This is a genomic window from Bradyrhizobium sp. CCGUVB4N (assembly GCF_024199945.1).
Taxonomy (GTDB): Bacteria; Pseudomonadota; Alphaproteobacteria; order Rhizobiales; family Xanthobacteraceae; genus Bradyrhizobium.
Map to the genome: position 1 here is coordinate 8530847 of NZ_JANADP010000001.1, position 18893 is coordinate 8549739.

19 protein-coding genes are annotated in these 18893 nt (G+C 63.7%); 6 read left to right on the forward strand and 13 right to left on the reverse strand.

Translation table 11 applies throughout. The features are described 5' to 3' along the window. The first annotated feature begins 220 nt into the window (after nucleotides 1-220). Nucleotides 221-1201, forward strand: coding sequence for a tripartite tricarboxylate transporter substrate binding protein (locus tag NLM31_RS39800; protein ID WP_254195779.1), 981 nt, complete (start codon nucleotides 221-223; stop codon nucleotides 1199-1201). A gap of 70 nt (nucleotides 1202-1271) precedes the next feature. Here NLM31_RS39800 and NLM31_RS39805 read toward each other — a convergent pair whose 3' ends face one another. From NLM31_RS39805 to NLM31_RS39820, 4 genes are all read right to left on the reverse strand, one after another. Then, on the reverse strand, nucleotides 1272-1550 hold the full coding sequence (locus tag NLM31_RS39805; RefSeq protein ID WP_254195780.1) for a DUF3551 domain-containing protein: 279 nt from the start codon (nucleotides 1548-1550) through the stop codon (nucleotides 1272-1274). A 119-nt stretch (nucleotides 1551-1669) separates the two neighbouring features. Then, nucleotides 1670-3547, reverse strand: a complete 1878-nt coding sequence (gene htpG / locus NLM31_RS39810; protein WP_254195781.1) for a molecular chaperone HtpG — start codon at nucleotides 3545-3547, stop codon at nucleotides 1670-1672. Between the two features lie 126 nt (nucleotides 3548-3673). Then, complete coding sequence (locus tag NLM31_RS39815) at nucleotides 3674-4105, reverse strand: hypothetical protein (protein WP_254134618.1); 432 nt, start codon at nucleotides 4103-4105, stop codon at nucleotides 3674-3676. Between the two features lie 266 nt (nucleotides 4106-4371). Then, nucleotides 4372-4971, reverse strand: a complete 600-nt coding sequence (locus tag NLM31_RS39820) for a nuclear transport factor 2 family protein (RefSeq protein ID WP_254195782.1) — start codon at nucleotides 4969-4971, stop codon at nucleotides 4372-4374. A 186-nt stretch (nucleotides 4972-5157) separates the two neighbouring features. Here NLM31_RS39820 and NLM31_RS43505 point away from each other — a divergent pair, with 186 nt between their 5' ends. Both NLM31_RS43505 and NLM31_RS39825 read left to right on the forward strand, forming a co-directional pair. Further along, the gene (locus NLM31_RS43505; protein ID WP_375167562.1) at nucleotides 5158-5583 is read left to right on the forward strand and encodes an energy transducer TonB; all 426 of its coding nucleotides are present in this window, start codon (nucleotides 5158-5160) and stop codon (nucleotides 5581-5583) included. A 35-nt stretch (nucleotides 5584-5618) separates the two neighbouring features. Beyond that, a complete protein-coding gene (locus tag NLM31_RS39825; protein ID WP_254195783.1) occupies nucleotides 5619-6473 on the forward strand; it encodes a TonB family protein in 855 nt (284 codons plus the stop codon). Nucleotides 6474-6546: 73 nt separating this feature from the next. Here NLM31_RS39825 and NLM31_RS39830 read toward each other — a convergent pair whose 3' ends face one another. Continuing rightward, nucleotides 6547-7353 carry a response regulator gene (locus NLM31_RS39830; protein ID WP_254134621.1) on the reverse strand — a complete coding sequence of 269 codons (807 nt, stop codon included), beginning with the start codon at nucleotides 7351-7353 and terminating at the stop codon, nucleotides 6547-6549. A gap of 220 nt (nucleotides 7354-7573) precedes the next feature. Between NLM31_RS39830 and NLM31_RS39835 the strand changes: the two genes are divergently transcribed. Then, a complete protein-coding gene (locus tag NLM31_RS39835; protein WP_200471650.1) occupies nucleotides 7574-7804 on the forward strand; it encodes a NepR family anti-sigma factor in 231 nt (76 codons plus the stop codon). Continuing rightward, nucleotides 7804-8352: a sigma-70 family RNA polymerase sigma factor gene (locus NLM31_RS39840; RefSeq protein WP_084292346.1), complete on the forward strand. Its 549-nt coding sequence runs from the start codon at nucleotides 7804-7806 to the stop codon at nucleotides 8350-8352. Before NLM31_RS39835 ends, NLM31_RS39840 begins: the two co-directional genes overlap by 1 nt. Before the next feature lie 89 nt (nucleotides 8353-8441). Here the strand turns inward: NLM31_RS39840 and NLM31_RS39845 are convergent, their stop codons facing one another. From NLM31_RS39845 to NLM31_RS39880, 8 genes are all read right to left on the reverse strand, one after another. After that, nucleotides 8442-9143, reverse strand: a complete 702-nt coding sequence (locus NLM31_RS39845; RefSeq protein WP_254195784.1) for a nitroreductase — start codon at nucleotides 9141-9143, stop codon at nucleotides 8442-8444. Nucleotides 9144-9266: 123 nt separating this feature from the next. Then, nucleotides 9267-10511 carry an acyl-CoA dehydrogenase gene (locus tag NLM31_RS39850; protein ID WP_254134623.1) on the reverse strand — a complete coding sequence of 415 codons (1245 nt, stop codon included), beginning with the start codon at nucleotides 10509-10511 and terminating at the stop codon, nucleotides 9267-9269. Nucleotides 10512-10649: 138 nt separating this feature from the next. Next, nucleotides 10650-11891, reverse strand: coding sequence for an acyl-CoA dehydrogenase (locus tag NLM31_RS39855; RefSeq protein WP_254195785.1), 1242 nt, complete (start codon nucleotides 11889-11891; stop codon nucleotides 10650-10652). A gap of 15 nt (nucleotides 11892-11906) precedes the next feature. Continuing rightward, entirely contained in the window at nucleotides 11907-13034 is a 1128-nt protein-coding gene (locus tag NLM31_RS39860; protein WP_254134625.1) for an acyl-CoA dehydrogenase family protein, read from the reverse strand. Between the two features lie 112 nt (nucleotides 13035-13146). After that, entirely contained in the window at nucleotides 13147-15018 is a 1872-nt protein-coding gene (locus tag NLM31_RS39865) for an AMP-binding protein (protein ID WP_254195786.1), read from the reverse strand. A gap of 44 nt (nucleotides 15019-15062) precedes the next feature. Beyond that, on the reverse strand, nucleotides 15063-15869 hold the full coding sequence (locus NLM31_RS39870) for an enoyl-CoA hydratase/isomerase family protein (RefSeq protein WP_254134627.1): 807 nt from the start codon (nucleotides 15867-15869) through the stop codon (nucleotides 15063-15065). 181 nt (nucleotides 15870-16050) lie between these two features. Then, complete coding sequence (locus NLM31_RS39875; RefSeq protein WP_212327383.1) at nucleotides 16051-16809, reverse strand: SDR family NAD(P)-dependent oxidoreductase; 759 nt, start codon at nucleotides 16807-16809, stop codon at nucleotides 16051-16053. Between the two features lie 55 nt (nucleotides 16810-16864). Beyond that, on the reverse strand, nucleotides 16865-17443 hold the full coding sequence (locus NLM31_RS39880) for a TetR family transcriptional regulator (protein ID WP_254195787.1): 579 nt from the start codon (nucleotides 17441-17443) through the stop codon (nucleotides 16865-16867). Between the two features lie 230 nt (nucleotides 17444-17673). Between NLM31_RS39880 and NLM31_RS39885 the strand changes: the two genes are divergently transcribed. Next, complete coding sequence (locus NLM31_RS39885; RefSeq protein WP_254195788.1) at nucleotides 17674-18846, forward strand: acetyl-CoA C-acetyltransferase; 1173 nt, start codon at nucleotides 17674-17676, stop codon at nucleotides 18844-18846. The last annotated feature ends 47 nt before the right edge of the window (nucleotides 18847-18893 follow it).

The following is an 18893-nucleotide window of genomic DNA, read 5'->3' on the forward strand; positions in this document are numbered from 1 at the left end:
GGGCGGTATCTGCTTGTTCCCGGCAGCTTAGCGCGCGCCCCCTGCCCAGGTGTTAAGAGACAAGGTAAAACTCGGTTAGCTCTCGATTAACTGCGATCATCCTTTACCAAGCCGACGGGAACGTCGTGCGGCCCGACGCGATTCTTGCGATAGCAACGCCAGTCATTCGAGCGTGCTGCGCGCGTCCCCTCGCCCCGCGAGAGATGAACTGGAGGCCATGATGATCACCAGGCGACATTTCCTTCAGACCGCGGCCTGCGCCGCAGCCACGCTCGTGGCTCCGCGCGCCTTTGCGATCGGCAACCCGTCCTATCCCTCGCGCAGCGTGAAATGGGTGGTGCCCTATGCACCGGGCGGCGCCACCGACGTGCTGTCACGTCTGATCTGCCAGCGCCTGTCCGACCGGCTCGGCCAGACCTTCGTGGTCGAGAACAAGCCTGGTGCCGGCAGCAATATCGGCACGCAGGCGGTGATCACGTCGGCGCCAGACGGCTACACGCTGCTGCTGACCTCGACTGCGAATGCGATCAACGCCTCGTTCGATCCGGCGTTGCCCTATGATTTCGCCAAGGGCATCGCGCCGGTCGCCGGCGTTGCGCGGATTCCGCTGGTGCTGGTCGTCAACAACGACTTGCCGGTCAAGAGCGTTGCCGACTTCATTGCCTACGCCAAGGCCAATCCCGGCAAGATGTCGATCGCCTCGTCCGGCATCGGCACCTCGCTGCATCTCTCCGGCGAGCTGTTCAAGTCGATGGCCGGCGTGCAGTTCACCCACGTGCCCTATCGCGGTTCCGCGCCGGGCCTGACCGACGTGATGAGCGGGCAAATCCAGGGCATGTTCGACAACGTCACCTCGTCCTTCGAGCTGGTGCGCGCCGGCAAGCTGCGCGCGCTCGGCATCACCACGCGCGAGCGCTCGGAGATTTTGCCTGAGGTACCATCGATCGCCGGCACGCTTCCCGGCTACGAGACATCCTCGTTCTACGGCGTCGGCGCCCCCTACGACACGCCGCGCGAGATCGTCGACCTGCTCAATCGCGAGGTCGACACGGCGCTGTCCGACGCCGAGATCAAGGTACGCATCGCCGAGCTCGGCGCGATCCCGCTACACGGCAATGCAGGCGAGTTCGGCGGCATGCTGACCGCCGAGACCGAGCGCTGGCGCAAGGTGGTGGAGTTGTCGGGGATCCGGAAGGAATAGCCTTCTTCCACGCGTCAGGCGGATTGATTGCTTGGTCGAACAATCCGCCGGACATCGCACCCACAGCCCGTCAGTACACCGTCTTGTGACGCTTGCGCGCCGGAGGCTGCTGCCGATCGAAGGCGTAATAGGGATTGACGTCACACATCGCGGAAAGGCCCGATGCCGTCGCGCGGCACTGCTCAATTGATGTAAACGAGCAATCGTACCAGTCGCTGGCGCCGCCGTGAGGGCCGCCCGACCAGATGTGCATGCACACCGGATAACGCGGGTCGTAACGCTGGGCGCTGGCGGAAGTCGCGACGAAAAGCGCTGCGATGGCGGTGAGGGTCAGGACAGGGAGGCGCATCGGACATTTCCTCGAATAGGTGGCGTCGACGGATCTGATGCCGACGGCCTCCTATGACACAACGCTACGCCCGAGGCGACTGTTCCTGGGGACAATGACGGCAAGGTGAGCGCCGCGCGCTACCCGCCCAGCCCCTGCAGCACGAGACGATTCAGCCTTGCCGCAAACGCGGCCGGATCTTCCGGCAGCTCGCCATCCAGAATCTGCGCCTGTTCGAGCAGGAGCAGGCTGAGGTCATCGACCGTGTTCGAGCCGGCTTGGGCCTTGGTGATCGCCGTGACCATGGGGTGGCGCAGATTGATCTCCAGGATCGGCTTGGTGCGCATGCCGCGGTTCTGCTGCGCCAGCAGGCGCTCGAGCTCGCGGCTTGGGCCCTGGCTGTCGGCGACGAGGCAGGAAGCGGAGCTGGTGAGGCGGGTCGAGGCCTTGACGTCGCTGACGCGCTCGCCAAGCGCCGCCTTGATCACCGCGATGGTGGCGGCCTCGTCGGCCTCGGGCTCGTCCTTCTTCGTCTCGTCCGTGTCGTCGACGCGCGGGATCAGGTCGAGATTGAGATCACCCTGGCTCAGCGACTTCAGCGGCTTGCCCTCGAACTCCGTCGGCATCGAGGTCCAGAAGGCATCGACCGGATCGGACAGCAGCAGCACCTCGATGCCGCGCGCGGTCGCAGCTTCCAGCCGCGGACTGGACTTCAGCCGCTCGATGCTGTCGCCGACGAGATAGTAGATCTCGGTCTGGTTCGGCTTGAAATCGGCGACGATGTCCTTGAGTGCGCGTTTCTCGCCGGTCGTGGTGGTGAAGCGAGACAGCGCGAGCAGCTTTTCGCGGCGCTCGAAATCCTCGTAGATGCCCTCTTTCAGCACCGCGCCGAAAGCGTCCCAGATCTTTGCGAAATTCTCGGCGTCCTTCTCGGCGAGGCTTTCGAGCTCGTTGACGACGCGGGTCGCCACGGCCTTGCGGATCTGCGCCAGCTGCGGGTTGTTCTGGAGCATCTCGCGCGAGATGTTGAGCGGGAGATCCTCGCTGTCGACGACGCCGCGGATGAAGCGGAGATAGCCCGGCAGGAGATCCGCATCGTCGGTGATGAAGACGCGGCGGACATAGAGCTTGACGCGGCCCTTGCGGTTCGGCTCGAACAGATCGAACGGCTTGGTCGACGGCGCGAACAGCAGCACGGCATAGGAGTAGCGGCCCTCGGCGCGATAATGCAGCGTCATCGCGGGATCGTCGAAGGCGGACGCGATCTGCTGGTAGGCCTTCTTGTAGTCTTCCGTCGAAAGCTCGGATTTCGAACGCTGCCACAGCGCGCTCGCCGAATTGATCTGGCGTGGTTCACCTTCTTCCGGCACCAGCTCGATCGGGAAGAGGATGTTGTCGGAATAGGCCCCGACGATGCGCTCGATCTCGTAGGTCTCGAGATATTTCTTCGCGTCGTCCTTCAGGTGCAGGACGATCTCGGTGCCGCGCGCCACACGCGCCGCCTCCTCGTCACTCGCGCGAGCGATCTCGAAGCCGGAGCCGCCTGACGACGTCCAGGTCCAGACGTCGCTCTCGCCGGCACGGCGGCTGACGACGACGATCTTGTCGGCGACCATGAAGGCGGAATAGAAGCCGACGCCGAACTGGCCGATCAGGCCGAGGCCGTCCTTGGCCTCCTTCAGCTTCGACACGAAGGCCTTGGTGCCGGAGCGGGCGATGGTGCCGAGATGATCGATCAGCTCCTGCCGCTCCATGCCGATACCGTTGTCGGCGATCGTCAGCGTCCCTGCCGTCTTGTTCGGGATGATCCGAATCTTGGGCGCGTCGCCCTCACCCAGCAGGGCCGGATTGGCGATCGCCTCATAGCGCAACTTGTCGCAGGCATCCGAGGCGTTGGAGACCAGCTCGCGCAGGAAGATGTCGGTCTCCGAATAGACGGAGTGCACCATCAGGTGCAGCAGCTCGGAAACCTCGGCCTGGAAAGGCTGCGTATGCGTGGCCGTATCGGACGTCGTCATGCGTTTACCCGGTCAATCGGAGTTGGAGAAACCCGGGATATAACGCGATGGGATAGGGGATCAAGTGGACGTGCAAAGCCGCCCCCCCAGGCGGAGGGGCGGTTTGGCAGGTAGGGACGGGCCCGATCAGGTCACGCAGCGGCCGGGCTGCAGCAGCTTGGCGACCTCGGTCAGGGAGCTCACCATCGGCTCACACGCGATGGTCGGCTTGCGGCCCGGCTTCAACAGCATGGTTGAGGGCTTGGCGTTGCCGGTCTCGACCACCGCGGGGACCCGGATCAGCACGGACGTGTCGGCCAGATCGTTCAGCCGCATCGAGACGGTGCGGGTCGGAGCGGCCGCCGGCTTGAGGTCGGCGAGCCGATCGGACTTGCTGGCGCGATTGACGTCATGACTTGCGACATTCCGACCCGAGGTCTGGCCCGGCTGCTCGGCGAGAGCCTGCCAGCGTTCGGCCAGATCGTGGCCAGAGGCAAGCTGAACGGCGCCGACCTGAACGGCGCAAAGCGTCGCGGCGATGGCGACGGCACCCAAAAATACCTTTTGAATCTGTGGCATGGCTGTCGGTCCCTCGCCCCATGGCGATCACGGGAACAACGCGAGGAGAGGACAGGAGTTTCCCAGAGGTTAAGATCACTTAACCGTGTGCCAAATTCACGCCAGGCCGCACAAAAAATTTTGCAGCCGCCTGGAACGACTCCCGCGCCTGGGAGTCGTCTCAACAGCCGGCTATTCCCCCCTGCCCCATAAGCCGGCGACGTAGGGCGCGACTGTGGTGATGCCAGTCGCGCCTTACTTTTTTCTCGCGTTCGCTTGCCCGCAGTCTATTTGGCCTTCCCCGCAAGCCAGTCCCGCCCCTCGCCATAGAGCTTCTCGACCTCGGGGCCGATCAGGCCGGGCATGTCGCGCTTGACCTTGTAGCCAATCAACTCCTGCATGTAGGCGAGGTGACGGTAGCCTTCGGGCAGCGCGGCGAGCGCCTGCTGGTCGAGGCGAAGCATCGCGGCAGGATCGACCGGGTCGATCCGATCCTTTTCGTAGATCGGTTGGCGGCGGACGATGCCCCACTTGCCTTGCCGGTTCTCCAGGAAATCGTAGAACCGCCCGGTGCAGACGACGTCGCACAGTACGTCGTGGACCGGAGCCCGCTGCGAGATCGTCATCTTGGTTTGCGCAATGGCCCGCTCGCCCGCAAGGTCGATGCTGGTGCCGCCGAGGAAATGCAGGATGCGCACGCCCTTGGCAAAGCCCTCCTGGCTGACGCGCATGAAATCCCGCGCCGGTCCCTGAAACCAGGTCGCGGACATCCAGCCCTCTTCATGCCAGACGGTGGCAAACCGCTCCCAGTCACCGGCGTCGCGCCACACCGCCCAGTTTTCGACGAGGTCGCGGATGGCGAGACGGTCGAGCAGTTGCTGGTCCATGGGCACGTCTCCGGTGGCTTGAAGTGGCGATGAGTGTCATCGCGGTGAGATACCAAGGGGGCAAGAAGATTGCCGTCAAGCGGTGATGTTTCGCGATAGCTCGAATAGCCCACAATGACGAGAACGCAATACGAGCGCCATGGCTTGCAATCAACCGTAACGCGATTAGTATCTGCACCGATGCAGATGAGATTCCCTTTGCTGGCCGCGTTTTTCGGATTGCTATTGATCCCGTCGCCGCTGGTATCTGCGCGGCAGACCAGCTCAAATTCTCGACAAGCTCAGCAGGAGGGACCTCGTCAGAGCCATACGGTAAAGGTTGCCGTCGCTATCGATCGCACGGGCAAGGTCATTTCCGCGACCCTGGCGGAGAGCTCCGGCTCTAAAGATTTCGATGACGCGGCTCTGGCGATGCTCAGGAAGGCCGCGCCGTTCCCAAAGCCTCCGTCCGAGATGGAAGGCGATATCCTGAATTTCACCGTGCCTGTCACCTTTACCCAGCGAGGGTCGAAAGTCCCACTCTTGTCGGACCGGAAGGCGGCTCCATCGACCCCAGACCAAGGGCGGCCTGATGCAGGCGCAAATATACATAGCATCTGCCGCGGCTGTTGAATCCTCCCTGCCATTGCATACAAAGCCCCCTCCCCATGCAGATCAAAGTACGTTTGTCAGCTGCACTCCTCGGATTGCTGTCGGCTTTTCCTGCGCTTGCGCAGACTGATACGCCGACCGAGAACGTCAGAGCCTGGAGGGCAAGGATCGCGGCGCATATCGCCAGCAACAAATATTTTCCAGCTAACGGACTAGGGCAAACCGGCCATGCCAAGGTCGCATTCACCTTCGACCGGTCCGGCAAATTGATCTCGCGGGCGCTGACTGAGAGCACTGGCTCGCAGGCGCTCGACGATGCAGCACTCATGATTATCGCTCGCGCCGAACCTTTTCCGGTCCCGCCTTCGGAATTAGGGGACGAGTCGTTCTCGTTCTCCGTGCCGATTAACTTCGCCGGTCGGCAATTTCACGTGCCGCCGTTCGCGCTCCTGGTGAACAAGCCGGACCCCAATCTCACGGAATCCGATCCGATGGTCGCTTGGCGCAAGGCAGTTACCGACCATGTCTGGCACAACAGGGCGTTTCCTCCGGAGGCGGTCGGACAAAAGGCCAATGCTGGCGTAACATTCGTGGTCGACCGTTCCGGCAAACTAATCTCGAACGCTCTGGTGGAAAGCACCGGCTCCGCACCGCTGGATGCCGCAGCCCTCGCCATGGTCGAGCGATCCGCGCCGTTCCCGAAGCCACCCGAGGTGGCAAAGGATGATCTGCTGAGTGTCACCGTCCTCATGGCTTTCGATGGGACCCAGCAAAACCCGGGGCCGTCGCCGGAGCGAGAAAAATTGCTCCAATCCTGGATCGCGGACCAGGCTAAGCTGAATACGAAATCGCCCGGGCCGAGCGATACCAAGCTGAACTCGATGCTTCGCAGCATTTGCCGCGGCTGCTGAGTCGGAGCAAAGCCCCAAATGCAAAAACGGCGCGCCCTGCGACGCGCCGTTTGCTCATTCGATGCGAATCTTATCAGGCCGCCGGCGCCTTCGGCGCGCGGTTGCGCGAGTTGCGCTGGAAGAACAGCGCCTGGCTCGCCACCGCCGACACCATCGCGGGCTGGAACGGTTTTGAGATCAGGAACGCCGGCTCCGGACGCTCGCCGGTGAGGAAGCGCTCCGGATAGGCGGTGATGAACACCACCGGCACCTCGAAGGTGCGGAGCAATTCGTTGACGGCATCCAGGCCCGACGAGCCGTCGGCGAGCTGGATGTCGGCGAGGATGAGGCCCGGCCGCTTGTTCTTGGCCAGCGCCACCGCATCGGCGTGGGTGCGCGCGACGCCGACGACGTTGTGGCCGAGATTCTTCACCAGGCTTTCGAGGTCCATGGCGATGAAGGTCTCGTCCTCGATGATCAGGACGTCGGTCGCGATCTCGGCCGCCATCTCGCGGCCGGCGGCATCAGCCAGCCGGCGCGTCTCGGCGACGTCGGTCGCGAGAACAAAGGCGACTTCCTCTTCCGAAAATCCCTCGAGCGAGAGCAGCAGAAACGCCTGCCGCGGCAGCGGTGTGATGTTGGACAGCCGCCGCTCCGGCGGCATCGGCAGCGTCGCTACCTCGGCGTCGTCATTGACCGAGACCGAATTCCAGATCTGGGTGAACAGCCGGAACAGGCCGGCGCGCGGCCCGTGGCTCTCGTCGAGCACCGACGGATCACCCAGCATGGCTTCCAACATGGCTGCGACATAGGCGTCACCGGAGGCCTGGCTGCCCGTCAGGGCGCGCGCATACCGGCGCAACAAGGGCAAGTGCTCAGCAACAAGCTGCGAACGGGACATCCCCACTCCATTCATTTCGGGCCAACCTTAAAAATAGGGAACTGCGAGGGGAGGCCCGGGTTCCCCTACTGGGGCTGATTACGCTTCAGGATAAGAAAAGTTCCCACGGCTTGGGAACTTTTTGCCGAACCTGGAATTGAACTCATCCAGGGAACGGCTCCCGGTTGAGAAAACTTCTCGATTTTGCAGTCACTTAACTCGGGGAAACGTGGAACAGGTCATGAAAGATCTCAAGTCTCAAGCCAGCAAAAGCACGACCCCCGGCAAGGGAGGCCTAACTCCGGAGATCCAATCCCGGATCGGCCATCAACTGCGCGCCATGTACGACGACGTCGTGCGGCAAGGGGTTCCGGACCGGTTCGCGGAGCTCATCAAAAAGCTTGATGCGCCGGGAGGATCCCAGAACGAGAATGGGGCTGGGGGCTCCAACGACAACAATGGGAGGGATTAATGCCTCTCACGAACTCCCTGCGTGACGACATCCTCGCGGCCGTGCCGAGCCTTCGCGCGTTCGCGATCTCGCTCAGCGGCAATGCCGACCGCGCCGACGATCTGGTGCAAGAGACGCTGTTGCGTGCACTTGCCAACATCGACTCGTTCCAGCCCGGCTCCAACCTGCCGGCATGGCTGTTCACGATCCTGCGCAACCTGTTCCGCTCCGACTATCGCAAGCGGCGGCGCGAGGTTGAGGACGCTGAGGGCAACTATGCCAAGACGCTGAAGACGCAGCCCTCGCAGAACGCCCATCTCGAGTTCGAGGAGTTCCGCGGCGCGCTCGAGAAGCTTCCGCAGGACCAGCGCGAAGCGCTGATTCTGGTCGGCGCCTCCGGCTTCTCCTATGAGGATGCGGCCTCGATCTGCGGCTGTGCGGTCGGCACCATCAAGAGCCGCGTCAACCGCGCACGCTCGAAGCTCGCTGCGCTGCTCTATGTCGACGGCGCCGAGGACTTCGGACCCGACGAGACCGTGCGCGCCGTGATCGGCGGCAGCGGCGGTTAGCGCGTCAATCGACCTCAGGCGACAACGGTGAAGGCGGCCGTCTTGCGCGGCCGTCTTCGCATGCGTGTCAGCAGCGTATTTCCGCTCGGCTACTTCTCGACGAACGTCACGGTGTCCGCGACGGTTGCGCGCGAGGTGCGGTAGCTGTTGACCTTGTGCGCGTTGTCGGCATAGCCGAACGAGATGCCGCAGACGACGCGACGGTCTTCAGGCAGATTGAAGTGGCGGCGGATCAGGCCCGAATGGCGCGCAAGTGCCGCCTGCGGAATCGTGCCGAGCCCGAGCGCTTGTGCTGCGAGCATGAAATTCGACACATAGGCCCCGCAATCGATCGCACCGTAGATGCCGAGCGGCTCATTGGTGTGAATGATCGCGACATGCGGCGCGCCGAAGAAATTGTAATTCTCCAGCGCCTGCTTGGCGTAGCCGCTTCTGTCGCCGCGCGGGATGCCGAGCGTGTTGTAGAGCTGAAAGCCGCTCTCGCGGCGGCGTTCGAGATAGACGCCGACATATTCGCGCGGCGGGGTGAAGTCGTAATCGTCGCCGAGCCCGCCCGAGGCCTCCTTGTAGATCAGTTGGCGGAAGCGCTCCTTGGCCTCGCCGCTGGCGATGATGACCTGCCAGGGCTGGCTGTTGCACCAGGACGCGGTGCGTTGCGCCGTCGTCAGCACATGCTCGATGGTGGCGCGGTCGACCTCCTTCGGCAGGAAGGCGCGGACCGAGTAGCGCTCGTTGAGGAGCTCTTCGAGCACGCCGATGCGGTCTTGGGTCTGGCTCACTTTTGCGTCCATGAATTCTTCTCTTGTAGGGTGGGCGAAGGCGCGTAGCGCCGTGCCCACTAACTTTCCCCGATCTTGAGACATGGTGGGCACGCTTCGCTTTGCCCACCCTACGAGATACCGCGGGAAGCGAGATCACCGCCCCTTGGTCGGGATCTTGTTATACGGCACGTCCTTGTCGACGCGGATGTCGCCGGGCAGCCCCAGCACCCGCTCGGCGATGATGTTGCGCAGGATCTCGTCGGTGCCGCCGGCGATGCGCATCGAAGGCGAGGACAGCAGCATCTGCTGGAATTGGCCGTGCACCGTCTCCTCATCGCTGCCGGTGAGAACACCGGCCGCGCCCTGGAGGTCCATCGCGTAGGTCGCGATGTCCTGCAGCATCATGCCCGACACCAGCTTGCCGATCGAATTCTCCGGTCCCGGCCGCTCGCCCTTCGACAGCGCCGAGATCGCGCGGTAGCTGGTGTATTTCAACCCGCTCGACTTCACCGCCCAGCTCGCGAGCTTCGAACGCACGGCGGGATCGTCGATGGCGAGCCCTTCCTGCAGCATTAGGTTCGAACAGAACTCAAATAGTTCGGGCACGCCGGTCGCAAGACGCGCCCCGATCGACATGCGCTCGTTCATCAGCGTGGTCAGCGACACGCTCCAGCCCTCGCCGACCGCGCCGAGCCGCTGGCTGTCAGGGATTACGACGTCGGTGAAATAGACCTCGTTGAACTCCTGCATGCCGTTGGCCTGCTTGATCGGCCGCACCTCGACGCCCGGGCTCTTCATGTCCAGGAAGAACATGGTGAGGCCCTTGTGCTTGGGCACATTCGGATCGGTGCGCGCGATCAACAAGCCGTAGTCGGAGTAATGCGCGCCCGAGGTCCAGATCTTTTGGCCGTTGACGACCCAATTGTCGCCCTTCTTCTCCGCGCGCGTACGCAAGCCCGCGACGTCGGAGCCGGCCGACGGCTCGGAGAACAGCTGGCACCAGATCTCCTCGCCCGCGGCGAGCTTCGGCAGATAACGACGCTTGGCATCCTCGCTGCCCCACGCCATCACGGTCGGGCCGCACATGCCCTCGCCGATCTGGAACGGCTGCGTCAGCTTGCCGTAGACGCCCTCCTCCTGCTGCCAGATCACGCGCTCGATCGGCGTGGCGCCGCGGCCGCCATATTCCTTCGGCCAGTGCAGACAGGCCCAGCCGCCCTCCGCCTTCTTCTTCTGCCAGGCCTTGCCGACCTCGACCATGTCGTGCTTGGCCAGCCTGATACGGCCGAGCGAGGATTTTGACAGCTCCTGCTCGAACTCCTTCGGCGCGTTGGCGGCGACCCATTGGCGTGCGGTCTCGCGGAACGCGGCTTCCTGCGGGGTGTCGTCGAAATTCATCTCCGAACTCTCCTCTCTCTCGCCCCGGACGCTGCGCAGCGCGAAGCGGTGCGCTGCAGAGCCGGGGCCCATTCCGGCTTTCTGGGTCCCGGCTCTGCGAAGCAGCACTACGTGCTGCATCGCGTCCGGGACACGAACTCATCTTCCCTTGGTCGGGATCTTGTTGAACGGTACGTCCTTGTCGACACGGATATCGCCGGGCAGGCCCAAGACCCGCTCCGCGATAATGTTGCGCATGATCTCGTCGGTGCCGCCTTCGACGCGCGTGCCGGGCGCACGCAGCAGCATCGCCTGGAAACGGCCGGCGAGCTCGGCATCCTCGCCGCTGACCACGCCGCTCGCGCCCTGCAGATCCAGCGCGTAGGTCGCGACGTCCTGGATCATCGAGCCCGCCACCAGCTTGCCGATGGAATTCTCCGGTCCTGGCCGCTCACCCTTCGACAGCGCGGAGATCGCCCGCATGCTGGTGTATTTCAGCCCGCTCGCCTTCACCGCCCAATTGGCCAGCTTCGAACGCACCGCGCGATCCTCGATCGCCGGACCGTCATCGAGCATGAGGCTGGAGCAATATTCGAACAGCTCCGGAAAGCCGGTCGAGACGGCCGCGCCGATCGCGCTGCGCTCGTTCATCAGCGTGGTCAGCGAGACGTTCCAGCCGTCGCCGACCTCGCCGAGGCGCTGATGATCGGGAATGCGGACATTGGTGAAATAGACCTCGTTGAAATCGGAGGCGCCGCTCGCCTGCTTGATCGGCCGCACCTCGACACCAGGGCTCTTCATGTCCAGGAAGAACATGGTGAGGCCCTTGTGCTTGGGCACGGTCGGATCGGTGCGGGTGAGCAGGATGCCATAGTCGGAATAATGCGCGCCCGAGGTCCAGATCTTCTGGCCGTTGATGACCCAGTCGTCGCCGTCCTTCTCCGCGCGGGTGCGCAATCCTGCAACGTCGGAGCCGCCGGCGGGTTCGGAGAACAGCTGGCACCAGATCTTTTCGCCTGATGCGAGCGGCGGCAGGTAGGTGCGCTTATGCTCCTCGCGCGCGAATGCCATCATGGTCGGCCCGCACATGCCGTGGCCGATGATGAACATGCGGGAGAGCTGGCCGAACGGCCCCTCCTCCTGCTGCCAGATCACGCGCTCAATCGGCGACGAGCCGCGGCCGCCATACTCCTTCGGCCAGTGCAGGCAGGCCCAGCCGGCATCCGCCTTCTTCTTCTGCCAGGCTTTTGCGACGTCGAGGATGTTGGCGTTCCTGAGCACGGTGCGGCCGAGCGAAGACTTTCGCAGCTCGTCCTCGTACTGCTTGGGCGCGTTGGCACCGATCCAGGCGCGCGCTAGGTTGCGGAATTCGGCTTCCTGCGGGGTGTCGTCGAAGTTCATATTCGTGCCCTTCGCTTACGCCGCGTTCTTCTTGCGCATGCGGTCGATCAGCTGGTCTTCCCAGTAGGACAGGCTGCCGAGGCCGAGCGCCATGGCGTTGGCGCGGCGGTAGTACATGTGGCAGTCGAACTCCCAGGTGAAACCCATGCCGCCGTGGACCTGGATGTTGTTCTTGGCGCAGTGCTGGAATGCCTGCGTCGCGCTGATGCGCGCAGCAGCGGCGGCTTCCGGCAGCTCAGCCGCGTTGGTCGAGAGCGCCCAGGCGCCGTAATAGCTGTTGGAGCGCGCCAGCGTCGCCGAGACATACATGTCAGCGAGCATGTGCTTGACCGCCTGGAACGAGCCGATCTGGCGGCCGAACGCAATGCGGTCGAGCGCGTAGTCGCGGCCCATCTCCAGCGCGCGGTCGGAGCCACCGACCTGCTCGAAGGCGCAAAGCACCGCAGCGCGGTCGAGCACTTGGGTCAAGATGCTCCAGCCGTCGCCGGCGGCCCCAAGCGGCTCCGCCTTGCAGTCCTTGAACGTGATCTCGGCCTGACCACGGGTCGGATCCAGATTGGTGAGGCTCTTCACCTCGACACCACCCGCCTTGAGATCGACCAGAAACAGCGAGATGTCGCCATCGCGCCCGCTCGAGCCCGTGCGCGCCGCAACCACCGCGAAGTCGGCGATCGCACCATCCGCCACCGGCTTCTTGACGCCGTTGAGCACGCCGTTCGCAGCCGCGAGCTTGACGTTCTTCGGCGCCGGATTGCCCTTGCCCTCGAACAGAGCCAGCGTGCCGATCGCCTCGCCCGAGGCGATCGCGGGGAGCCACTTCTTCTTCTGCGCGTCGCTTCCGGCGATCAGCAGCGCTTCGGCCGCGAGATACACGGTCGAAGAGAACGGCACCGGCGCGTTGGCCCGGCCCATCTCCTCGGCGATCACGCAGAGCTCGAGATGACCAGCACCGGCGCCGCCAAACTCCTCCGGGATCGCAACGCCGAGAAAACCCATCTCGGCGAGGCCCTTCCACAGCTCCTTGTCATACGGCGCCTTGCCGTCGAGCACGACGCGCACCGCCTTCGGCGAACATTTCTCGGCGAGGAATTTGCGCGCCTGGTCGCGGAGCTGCTTCTGGTCGTCGGAGAAATCGAAGTTCATGGCGGGCTACCCTGTTATTGCTGTTCTGTAGGATGGGTGGAGCGAAGCGATACCCATCAATTATCTGACGAGAGGCGATGGGTTTCGCTGCGCTCTACCCATCCTACGATCTTCATCTCAGCACGATCACGTCCTGGTCCGGCTTGTCGGCATAAAGCCGCTCCACCAGCACCGCGCGGCGCTCGAGGCCTGCGCGCTGGTTGATGTAGCCCTTGTCGGTGAGCTCGTTGCCGTCGATCGAGGGCGGCTCGGCCATCAGCATGGCGCGCGCGATGATGCGACTGCTGGCGCCTTCGCATTCCCTGTTGTGCGCCTCGAGCCCGCGCTTGAAGCAGGCGATCACCTCGGGGTTCTTCACCGCGTCCTCGAAGCTGAGATCAGGATTGCCAACGAGCTGGCGGCACGCATGCAGGTTCGGCCAGGCGAGGAGCCCGATGAACGGAAGATCCTGTCCCGCAACCAGCGCGTCATGCACGACGGGCGTCGCAGCCGCGATCGCATCGGTGCGGAGCGAGCCGACATGCACGAAGGTACCGGTGGTGAGCTTGAAGTCTTCCACCACACGCCCCGCGAAGATGATGCCTTTCACCGGATCTGCATCGTCAACGAAAATGCCGGCATCGCCGATGCAATAAAAACCCTCTTCGTCGAACATCTTCTTGGTCAGGTCCGGCTGACCGAAGTAACCGGGCGTGACGTTGACGCCGCGCAGGCGCAGCTCGTATTTCGAGCCGCACGGCACCATCTTCAATTCGACGCCGGGGAACGGCAGGCCGATCAGGCCGACGCGCTCAGTATCCCAATAGGTGCCCGTCGAGGTCGGTGCGGTCTCGGTCGAACCCCAGCCGGTATAGAACACGATGCGTTCGCCGGTGGTCTTCACGGCGAGAGCCTGCATGCGGTCGTAGAGATCATCAGGCAACCGCGCGCCGCCATAGGCCATGATCGAGAGATTCTTGAAGAAGGAACGGCACAGCGCATCGTCCTTCTCCATCGCCGCGGCGAGCGCGGCATAACCGGCAGGCACGTTAGCGTAATAGGTCGGCGAGATCTCGCGGAGGTTCCTGATGGTTTCTTCGAGCTGGCCCGGCATCGGCCGGCCATCGTCGATATAGAGCGTGCCGCCGTCGACCAGCACCGGATGGAACGCGGCATTGCCGCCCATGGTGTGATTCCAGGGCATCCAGTCGAGCACTGTGGCGAGCGGGCCGCCCGGCGTGCGCGGCCGCACCTGCATCATCATCGCCGCATTGGCGCACATCATCTCCTGCGTGTTGATGACGGCCTTGGGCATGCCGGTCGAACCTGACGTGAACAGCAGCTTGCCGACCGTGTCAGGCGTGATCTTTGCGATCGATGCGTCCACATCCGCCGTCACCGGCGTTGCGGCGAGCTCGGCAAAGCTGACACTCTTCACGCCCTCGCAGGGCCGCGCGACGTGAACAACGGTGACGCCCGAGAGGTCGAGCGCCTTCAGTGCCTTCTCGAAGGTCGGGCCGTCCTGCACCATCACCACGGCCGGCTTGATCAGATCGAACAGGTACTTCAGCTTGACGTGATCATGGCTCATCAGCGAGTAGGCCGGCGACACCGGCGCTGCCGGGACGCGCGCCTGCATCGCGGCCTGCGTCATCAGCGCATGCTCGATCGAATTGCCGGAGAGGATCGTCACCGGACGTCCATCGAGCTTCAGATTAAGCAGCGCCTGCGTCAGCGCGTCGACGGTACGCTTAGCTTCACCATAGGACACCTTGCGCCATTCGCGGTTCGGACCGCCGCGTTGCGCGAGCCAGATGCGCTCGGGTGCTTCCTTGGCCCATTTCGCCAGCGAGGCCGGAAGATGCTTTTCGTAGGCCTGCAGCGGAATGCGCGACTTCAGCACCACCGTACCGTCAGTACGCCGCTCGACATCGATGTCGCGCGCGAGCCACTCGACCTTGCGAAAGGCGGGCTTTGCCATCACCGCCGCCGCGCTTCCACTCATTTTGCGTCTCCCGGAATTATTGTCCTTTGCGGATCTTCGTTGTTTCAGCGCTTGATATAGACAGGCTTTCGCTTCTCAAGGAAGGCCCTGATGCCTTCCGAAAATTCCTCGGAGCGGCTGCAGAGGACCTGGTTGCGGTCCTCCATCGCGATCGCAGCTTCCAGCGATCCGGCATCGACGCTCATGTTGAGACATTCCTTTGACAGGCGCAGCCCAACGGGCGAGGCCGTCATCATTGCATCGACATAAGGCTCGGCCGCCGCATCGAGCTTGTCCTCGTCCACGACCTCGGAGACAAGCCCAACCGCAAGCGCGCGCTCGGCGCCGATGAAGCGCCCGGTCAGGATCAGCTCGGAGGCGACGGAGACGCCGACGAGGCGCGGCAGAAAGTAGCTGGTTCCGATGTCGCAACCGCCAAGGCCAAGCTTGATGAAAGCGCAGTTCATGCGCGCCGACTTCGTCGCGATGCGGATGTCGGAAGCCAGCGCCAGCGCAAACCCGCCGCCGGCCGCGGCGCCCTGCACCAGAGAGAGGATGGGTTGCGGACAGCGGCGCATCAGCATCACGATGTCAGCGATGCGGCGTTGCGAGTCGAGCGACTCGGTCACTCCGGGCGGCTCCTGCTGCCCGGCCCTGCGCGCCATCGCGGCCTTGAGGTCGAGGCCAGCACAAAAGTTCTTGCCGGCGCCGCGCAGCACGACGACGCGCGTGTCGCGATTGCGCTGCAGGCCCTGGAAATAGACGTTGAGCGCGTCAATCAGCGCGGGATCGAGCGCGTTGAGGCTCTCCGGACGATTGAGCGTCACCCGGTCGACGCCGTCATCGTGCTCGATCAGCAGCGGTTGGGACATGGGGCCTCGTGCATACCGCTGATTGCGGTGCCAATTGCTGCGCCCTCTCCCCTTGTGTGAGAGGGCAAGTCGCTGTGAGCCCAAAATTCGCTTGGGTGAGGGGTCTGTCTCCGCGGACGCAAACCCCTCATCCGGCGCTTCGCGCCACCTTCTCCCACAGGGGGAGAAGGGAAGAAGTGCCCTACCGCGGAGCCATGCGAATGGCACCGTCGAGACGAATGGTCTCGCCGTTGAGCATCGGGTTCTCGACCATGTGCACGGCGAGCGCGCCGTATTCCTTGGCATCGCCGAGACGCGAGGGATGCGGCACCTGGGCGCCCAGGCTCTTGCGCGCTTCCTCGTTGAGACCCATCAGCAGCGGCGTGAAGAACAGACCGGGCGCAATGGTGTTGACGCGGATTTTCTGGCTCGCGAGATCGCGCGCGGCAGGCAAAGTCAAACCGACGACGCCACCCTTCGACGCCGAGTAGGCGATCTGGCCGATCTGGCCTTCGTAAGCAGCGACCGAGGCGGTGTTGATGATGACGCCGCGCTCTTCACCGATCGGCTCGATCGTGACGAGACGCTCGGCGAACAGACGCAGGCAGTTGAACGTGCCGATCAGGTTGACGTTGATGATGCGCGCGAACTTTTCCAGCGGATAGACGCCGTCGCGGCCGACAATACGCTGCGAGCCACCGATGCCGGCGCAGTTCATCAGCACGCGGGCAACGCCATGCGCGGCTTCCGCCTTGGCGATCGCCGCCTTGATCTGCTCTTCGCTGGTGACGTCGGCATGGAGCGCGACGCCCTTCACTTCGGCGGCGACCTTCTCGGCATTGTCCTTGTTCTGATCGATCACGCCGATCTTGGCGCCCTTGGCGGCCATGGCGCGCGCAGTCGCTTCACCAAGACCCGAACCACCACCAGTGATGAGAACGGCTACGTCTTTCAATTCCATGACAGGCTACCTTTCCTTGGGCGTTTCTTCTCTAGACTTGAACGTCTCGGCCGGATTATCCGGCAGCGGCAGCTTCCTCGGCTTGCGTGAGGATGCCGCCGCAGATCAGCGTTTCCATGTGCTTGATGTATTGCCGGCAAACGTCATCGGTGACCGGACCGACGCCGGTCGCGCGAGACATCGCGTGCCGGCCGAAGAACAGGTGATCGCAGGCGCCGATTAGGCTGGTGTAGAACAGCACCGGATCGGTTTGGCGGAACTCGCCGCGGCTGACGCCCTCGGCGAGCAGGCGGCGATGAAAGTCGAGCAGCGGCGCGACGAAGAATTTCGAGACTTCATCCGCCGAGCCGGCAACGCTCTCGTGCAGGAGATAGTGGATCAGCCGGTTCATGTAGGGGAACCGGTGATAGGCGCGGATGATGCCGGCGATATGCAGCTTCAGCTTCGCGGTCGAATTGATCGGCTGCGCCAGCAGATATTCGAGGTTCGACATCTCGGTCGCTGCGTCGCGCGCGAGCAGCGCCAGCAGCAGCCCGTCCTTGTTGCCGAAATGATATTTGACCAGCGCGGCGTTGGCGCCGGACTTCTGGGCGATGTCCGAGAGCGAGATCTCGATCGATGAGCGTTCGATCATCAGCTCGCTCGCGGCCACGAGCAATTTCTCTGCCGTGGAATTCTTCCCGCTCGGAAGCCTGTTCGGTACGCTGGTAGTCACGGAGATCCCTTGTTCTCGGCGCTGGAGCGGGCCGCAGATAAACCCAAGCAGCGCCTCCCCACAAGAGTTAATTGATCGATTGACTAAACGATATCCCGCCCCTTAAAACCCCGACAACCCAGTTCAGAACAATCCAGGGAGAGACCGAAATGGCCGAGGCTTATATCGTCGCCGCTGCGCGTACCGCGGGCGGGCGCAAGGGGGGCCGCCTCGCCGGCTGGCATCCGGCTGATCTCTCCGCAAAAGTGCTGGACGAGCTGGTCGATCGCACCAAGATCGATCCGGCGCTGGTCGAGGACGTGATCATGGGCTGCGTGATGCAGGTCGGTGAGCAGTCCAACAACGTCGCACGCAACGCGATCATGGCCTCGAAGCTGCCGGAGAGCGTGCCGGGCACCTCGATCGACCGCCAGTGTGGTTCCTCGCAGCAGGCGCTGCACTTCGCGGCACAGGCCGTGATGTCCGGCACGATGGACGTGGTGATCGCGGCCGGCGTGGAATCGATGACGCGCGTGCCGATGGGCTTGTCCTCGCAGCTCGCCGCCAAGAATGGCTTTGGTCACTACAAGAGCCCGGGCATCGAGGCGAAGTACCCAAACATCGTGTTCAGCCAATTCACCGGCGCCGAGATGATGGCCGAGAAGTACGGCCTGTCGAAGGATGATCTCGACGAATATTCCTACAACAGCCATCAGCGCGCGATCGCGGCGACGCAGGCCGGTCATTTCAAGAAGGAGATCGTGCCGCTCGAAATCACCCGCGCGGACGGGTCCAAGGACACGCATCACATCGACGAAGGCATCCGCTTCGACGCCACGCTCGATGGCATCAAGGGCGTCAAGCTGATCGCAGAGAACGGCAAGCTGACTGCGGCGAGCGCCAGCCAGATCTGCGACGGCGCGTCCGGCGTGATGGTCGTGAACGAGCGCGGCCTCAAGCAGCTCGGTCTCACACCGCTGGCCCGCATCCACCACATGACCATGACCGGCGGCGATCCCGTCATCATGCTCGACGCCCCCCTGCACGCCACCAAGAAGGCGCTGGAGAAGGCCGGCATGAAGGTCGACGACATCGACCTGTTCGAGGTCAACGAGGCTTTTGCTTCGGTGCCGACCGGCTGGCTGAAGACCACCGGCGCTGATCCGGCACGTCTTAACGTCAACGGCGGCGCCATCGCGCTCGGCCATCCCCTCGGCGGCTCCGGCACCAAGCTGATGACGACGCTGGTCCACGCCCTGCACCAGCGCGGCAAGCGCTACGGCCTGCAGACCATGTGCGAAGGCGGCGGCATGGCCAACGTGACGATCGTCGAGCGGCTGTAAGCCGTCGTTGTGGCCACATCGGCCACCACATTATAGGTGTCGTCCCG

What these genes read in the sequence shown, in the direction of transcription:
- NLM31_RS39800 (WP_254195779.1), top strand. Translation starts at nt 221, where the DNA reads ATGATCACCAGGCGACATTTCCTTCAGACCGCGGCCTGCGCCGCAGCC.
- NLM31_RS39805 (WP_254195780.1), bottom strand. Translation starts at nt 1,550, where the DNA reads ATGCGCCTCCCTGTCCTGACCCTCACCGCCATCGCAGCGCTTTTCGTC.
- htpG (WP_254195781.1), bottom strand. Translation starts at nt 3,547, where the DNA reads ATGACGACGTCCGATACGGCCACGCATACGCAGCCTTTCCAGGCCGAG.
- NLM31_RS39815 (WP_254134618.1), bottom strand. Translation starts at nt 4,105, where the DNA reads ATGCCACAGATTCAAAAGGTATTTTTGGGTGCCGTCGCCATCGCCGCG.
- NLM31_RS39820 (WP_254195782.1), bottom strand. Translation starts at nt 4,971, where the DNA reads ATGGACCAGCAACTGCTCGACCGTCTCGCCATCCGCGACCTCGTCGAA.
- NLM31_RS43505 (WP_375167562.1), top strand. Translation starts at nt 5,158, where the DNA reads ATGAGATTCCCTTTGCTGGCCGCGTTTTTCGGATTGCTATTGATCCCG.
- NLM31_RS39825 (WP_254195783.1), top strand. Translation starts at nt 5,619, where the DNA reads ATGCAGATCAAAGTACGTTTGTCAGCTGCACTCCTCGGATTGCTGTCG.
- NLM31_RS39830 (WP_254134621.1), bottom strand. Translation starts at nt 7,353, where the DNA reads ATGTCCCGTTCGCAGCTTGTTGCTGAGCACTTGCCCTTGTTGCGCCGG.
- NLM31_RS39835 (WP_200471650.1), top strand. Translation starts at nt 7,574, where the DNA reads ATGAAAGATCTCAAGTCTCAAGCCAGCAAAAGCACGACCCCCGGCAAG.
- NLM31_RS39840 (WP_084292346.1), top strand. Translation starts at nt 7,804, where the DNA reads ATGCCTCTCACGAACTCCCTGCGTGACGACATCCTCGCGGCCGTGCCG.
- NLM31_RS39845 (WP_254195784.1), bottom strand. Translation starts at nt 9,143, where the DNA reads ATGGACGCAAAAGTGAGCCAGACCCAAGACCGCATCGGCGTGCTCGAA.
- NLM31_RS39850 (WP_254134623.1), bottom strand. Translation starts at nt 10,511, where the DNA reads ATGAATTTCGACGACACCCCGCAGGAAGCCGCGTTCCGCGAGACCGCA.
- NLM31_RS39855 (WP_254195785.1), bottom strand. Translation starts at nt 11,891, where the DNA reads ATGAACTTCGACGACACCCCGCAGGAAGCCGAATTCCGCAACCTAGCG.
- NLM31_RS39860 (WP_254134625.1), bottom strand. Translation starts at nt 13,034, where the DNA reads ATGAACTTCGATTTCTCCGACGACCAGAAGCAGCTCCGCGACCAGGCG.
- NLM31_RS39865 (WP_254195786.1), bottom strand. Translation starts at nt 15,018, where the DNA reads ATGAGTGGAAGCGCGGCGGCGGTGATGGCAAAGCCCGCCTTTCGCAAG.
- NLM31_RS39870 (WP_254134627.1), bottom strand. Translation starts at nt 15,869, where the DNA reads ATGTCCCAACCGCTGCTGATCGAGCACGATGACGGCGTCGACCGGGTG.
- NLM31_RS39875 (WP_212327383.1), bottom strand. Translation starts at nt 16,809, where the DNA reads ATGGAATTGAAAGACGTAGCCGTTCTCATCACTGGTGGTGGTTCGGGT.
- NLM31_RS39880 (WP_254195787.1), bottom strand. Translation starts at nt 17,443, where the DNA reads ATGATCGAACGCTCATCGATCGAGATCTCGCTCTCGGACATCGCCCAG.
- NLM31_RS39885 (WP_254195788.1), top strand. Translation starts at nt 17,674, where the DNA reads ATGGCCGAGGCTTATATCGTCGCCGCTGCGCGTACCGCGGGCGGGCGC.